The sequence below is a fragment of the Nitratidesulfovibrio oxamicus genome (assembly GCF_015731765.1).
Taxonomy (GTDB): Bacteria; Desulfobacterota; Desulfovibrionia; order Desulfovibrionales; family Desulfovibrionaceae; genus Cupidesulfovibrio; species Cupidesulfovibrio oxamicus.
This window is the reverse complement of sequence record NZ_VRYY01000236.1, coordinates 1-3,895: the sequence shown is the minus strand read 5'-3', so window position 1 is coordinate 3,895 and position 3,895 is coordinate 1. Positions and strand designations below refer to the sequence as shown.

The window sequence follows — 3,895 nt, the reverse complement described above, 5'->3', positions numbered from 1 at the left end:
CCGCCCACGCGGTTGCAGACCACCCCGGCAAAGCGCAGGGCCGGGTCGAACCGGGTGTAGCCCCCCACCAGCGCCGCCGCCGAGCGCGACATGCCGCGCACGTCGGCCACCAGCAGCACCGGGGCATCCAGCAGGGCGGCAACTTCCGCCGTGGAGCCCTGCCCGTCGTCGGCGGATGCGCCGTCGTACAGGCCCATGACCCCTTCGATGACGGCGATGTCCGGCGGGACAGGAGGGGCAGGAGGGACAGGCGGGGGGGGCGGTATGCGCGGCGGGCCGCCCGGTTCTGCAGCCCGCACCGCGCGGGCAAACGAGCGGCGCACCCCCTCCGGGCCGCACATCCAGCCGTCCAGGTTCCAGCCGGGACGGCCAGTGACGGCGGCATGCAGGCCGGGATCGATGTAGTCCGGCCCGGCCTTCATGGGCTGCACGCGCAGGCCGCGCCGGGTGAGCGCGGCCATCAGGGCCAGCGTGACCGTGGTCTTGCCGCAGCCGCTGTGGGTGCCCGCAACCACAAGGACGGGCAGTTGCGCCGACGGTTGCGCGGACAGGCGCATGGGGGAGCTCATGTGCGCCGCGTCGTGCGCCGCCGGGCGGGTCATGCGATGTCGGCCTCGCCGGGCTGGCGGGGGGCGAACTTGGCGGTGATGATGGCCGCATCCACGTCCCGCGCTGAAACCTGCAGTTCCGGCGCGCCGCCGTGGCAGCGGAAGGCGCCGTCCACCATGTCCACGTACCCGGCAGACAGCACGCGGGTGTAGGGCAGCTGTTCACGCATGTCCGCGTGGTCCACCCGGTGCGGAAAGATGAACGGCACGGGGTGGCCGGAAAAGTCTTCGAAGATGATGTACTTCATGCGGGGCTCCCGATGGGTTTGCCACATGGTACGGGCTTTGGCGGCGAAGGTCCACAGGCCGTAGGGCCGCACGGCGCCCCGGTGACGCAGCTGCCGGTGTGGCGCACAACAGTGGCCTTCGCGTGCAGGCCGCGCAGCCGCAACGGGCATGTCGCATCCCCTGCGTCAGGCGCAATGCCTCCGTGGTTTGGCCGGGGCGATTCGTGCAGGCAATTGCACATGGCGCGATGTCATACCCGCCATTGCGTCAGTGAATGCGCTGCATCATCGGCATGGTGCGTGCGCCGCAGGCAGGTTTCTAGATGCGACCCGGTGTGCCACATGAAGACGCAACCAATTCGGGTTGACCCCGAAGGAAGGATTGTCGTAGGTTTGAAACGAGTTTCGTGCATGCCTCATGTTCACAAAATATCAAAGGAGCGGCAATGACGGAGAATTATCTGAAGGAAGCTCTGGACATCGTGAAGGCGCAGGCCAGTGTCCGGACCATGACCGAAGACGAGATCACCACCATGGTCCGGCGCCTTGCGGAGGGCATCCGGGCCCTGAGCGAAGGTGGTGCGCTGCCCGAGAGCGGCGATGGAGCCGGGATGGACCCCAAGAAGGCCATCAAGGAAAAGTCCATCACCTGTTGCGAGTGCGGCAAGTCGTTCAAGATCCTGACCAAGAAGCACCTGGGCACCCACGGACTTACCCCTGAAACGTACCGCGAGAAGTGCGGCTACAAGAAGGGCACTCCCCTTGTCTGCAAGTCGTTGCAACGCGAGCGTCGCAAGAAGATGCGCGACATGAAGCTGTGGGAGCGCCGCGGGGCGTAACCCTGGCGAATTGGCCGACAGGGACGGCGCGGGCGATTTGCGGCGCCCGCGTTTTTTCGGAGTCGGCCTGATTCCCCCCCCTCCTGCCGGGCGTGACGGCATTCCGGAGAATGATGCGGATCGTCACCGGAAAAAAACATGACGCGGCTAAAGTGCCGTCCGGCGTTCTGCCGATAAGCACCCATGAAGAAAGGCTCTTGCAGGGTGCCTGCGGGAAACCCTGTTGCTGTTTGTTGACAGTGATTCCTGATAGAGCTACGCCCGCGTCAGACGCGCCGCGAATATCGGGCGCGCATGTCCGTCATCCCTGGGAGGGGTCATGTTTCGCAATCTCAGCCTGAAGTGGAAAATCCTCATCGTGGCGCTTGCCGGGCCGGTCATCGTGGCCGCCATCATGGCCTGGCAGCGTGTGGACGACATTCGTACCGGGGCTGAAGAGGCGATTCTCCAGAAAAGCCGGGCCGTGGTGCTCATGGCCGAGGCAACCCGCAACGAGATGGGCCGCAAGCTCGAAATCGGGCTGATGCGCCCGCTGGACGAGTTGCCCAGGGACAGGATCATGGACGCGGTGCCCGTGGTCACGGCCATGCGCATGGCCGCCCAGAACGCCGCGCAGGCGGGCTACGAATTTCGAGTGCCCAAGGTGCAGCCGCGCAACCCGGCCAACACGCCCACTCCGCTGGAACTTTCGACCATGCAGGAGATGGAGCGCGGCAACCTTGCGGAAAAGATCATCCGCACGCCTGACAAGATCTATTATTTCCGCCCCATCAAGCTGACCAAGGACTGCCTGTTCTGCCACGGCGACCAGGCCGGAACCCCCGATGTGGTGGGCGGCACCAAGGAAGGCTGGAAGGCGGGCGAGACCCACGGGGCCTTCGTGGTCATCAGTTCGCTGGAAAAGGCGCACGAGCAGGTCATGCAGGCGCGCATTGCCGTTGCCGGGTGGACCTTGGTGGTGCTGGCGCTGCTGTTTGCGGTGATCTGGGTGATCCTGAACCGGGGCATCATCGGGCCGCTGCTGCGCATCCGCCAGTTTGCCGGACAGGTGGCCGGGGGCGCGCTGGACGCCCGCGCCGAGGGCGACTATGCCGCCGAACTGGGCGAAGTGAAGGGCGCCATAGAAACCATGGTGGGCAACCTGAAGCAGAAGATGCAGGAAGCCGACCAGCGCCGCGCCGACGCCGACGCCCACGCCTCCCGCGCGGAAACGGCCCTGGCCGAGGCCCGCGAGCAGGAAGCCAGGGTCAACGACCTGTTGCAGCGCATGACATCGGTGGCCGGAGAAGCGTCCATCATCGCCCAGCAGGTGTCGCTGGCGGCAGAGGCCTTGTCCGCCCAGGTGGAACAGGTTTCCGCCGGGGCGGAACGGCAGTCCGCCCGCGCTGGCGAGACGGCCACGGCCATGGAAGAAATGAACGCCACCGTGCTTGAGGTGGCGCGCAGTTCCGGCAGTTCCGCCCAGAGCGCCGACGAGGCCAGGTCCAAGGCCCAGGAAGGCGAACGGGTGGTCGGCGGCGCGGTGGAGGCCATCAGCCAGGTGCACGAGCAGGCCCAGGCCCTGCAAGGCGAAATGGCCACCCTTGGCAAGCAGGCCGAGGACATTGGCCGGATCATGGATGTGATTTCCGACATCGCCGACCAGACCAACCTGCTGGCGCTGAATGCCGCCATCGAGGCGGCCCGCGCCGGTGATGCCGGGCGCGGCTTTGCCGTGGTGGCCGACGAGGTGCGCAAGCTGGCGGAAAAGACCATGAACGCCACCAAGGAAGTGGGACAGGCCATCCAGTCCATTCAGGCCGGGGCGCGCAACAACATCAAGGGCATGGAAACGGCCGCCGTCGCCGTGACCGAGGCCACCCGCATGGCCCGCGAATCGGGGCAGGCGTTGCAGCGCATCGTGTCCCTTTCTGAGGAAAACTCCGATCAGGTGCGCTCCATCGCCACCGCCGCCGAACAGCAGTCCGCCACCAGCGAGGAGATCAACCGCGCGGTGGAGGACATCAGCCGCATCGCCTCGGAAACCGCCGAGGGCATGAACCAGGCCGCCGGTGCCGTGCTGAAGCTGGCCGGGCTGGCCAGGGCCCTGGAGAAGCAGATCGATCAACTGACAAGCGGCTCGTCCGGCTAGCGCCGGACGCCAGCCCTGCGGCATGCTCGCGGCCCGCGCCCTTACGGGGGTGCGGGCCGTTTGCATGGGCGGGCGGTGGCGCCGCCGCAG

General features: G+C 66.9%; 4 protein-coding genes. 2 read left to right on the top strand and 2 right to left on the bottom strand.

Going from position 1 to position 3,895, the window contains the following annotated elements; all coding sequences use genetic code 11:
• Both FVW20_RS09260 and FVW20_RS09255 read right to left on the bottom strand, forming a co-directional pair.
• Positions 1–569: nucleotide-binding protein (locus tag FVW20_RS09260; RefSeq protein ID WP_443677866.1), on the bottom strand; the 569-nt coding region annotated here is incomplete at its 3' end.
• A 29-nt stretch (positions 570–598) separates the two neighbouring features.
• A complete protein-coding gene (locus tag FVW20_RS09255; protein WP_196609191.1) occupies positions 599–856 on the bottom strand; it encodes a hypothetical protein in 258 nt (85 codons plus the stop codon).
• Between the two features lie 425 nt (positions 857–1,281).
• Here FVW20_RS09255 and FVW20_RS09250 point away from each other — a divergent pair, with 425 nt between their 5' ends.
• Both FVW20_RS09250 and FVW20_RS09245 read left to right on the top strand, forming a co-directional pair.
• The gene (locus FVW20_RS09250; RefSeq protein WP_196609190.1) at positions 1,282–1,674 is read left to right on the top strand and encodes a Ros/MucR family transcriptional regulator; all 393 of its coding nucleotides are present in this window, start codon (positions 1,282–1,284) and stop codon (positions 1,672–1,674) included.
• Positions 1,675–1,993: 319 nt separating this feature from the next.
• Positions 1,994–3,805, top strand: a complete 1,812-nt coding sequence (locus FVW20_RS09245) for a methyl-accepting chemotaxis protein (protein ID WP_196609189.1) — start codon at positions 1,994–1,996, stop codon at positions 3,803–3,805.
• Positions 3,806–3,895: the final 90 nt, after the last annotated feature.

Excerpts from the sequence above, each read along its gene's own strand:
- FVW20_RS09255 (WP_196609191.1), bottom strand. The coding sequence starts at position 856 with ATGAAGTACATCATCTTCGAAGACTTTTCCGGCCACCCCGTGCCGTTC.
- FVW20_RS09250 (WP_196609190.1), top strand. The coding sequence starts at position 1,282 with ATGACGGAGAATTATCTGAAGGAAGCTCTGGACATCGTGAAGGCGCAG.
- FVW20_RS09245 (WP_196609189.1), top strand. The coding sequence starts at position 1,994 with ATGTTTCGCAATCTCAGCCTGAAGTGGAAAATCCTCATCGTGGCGCTT.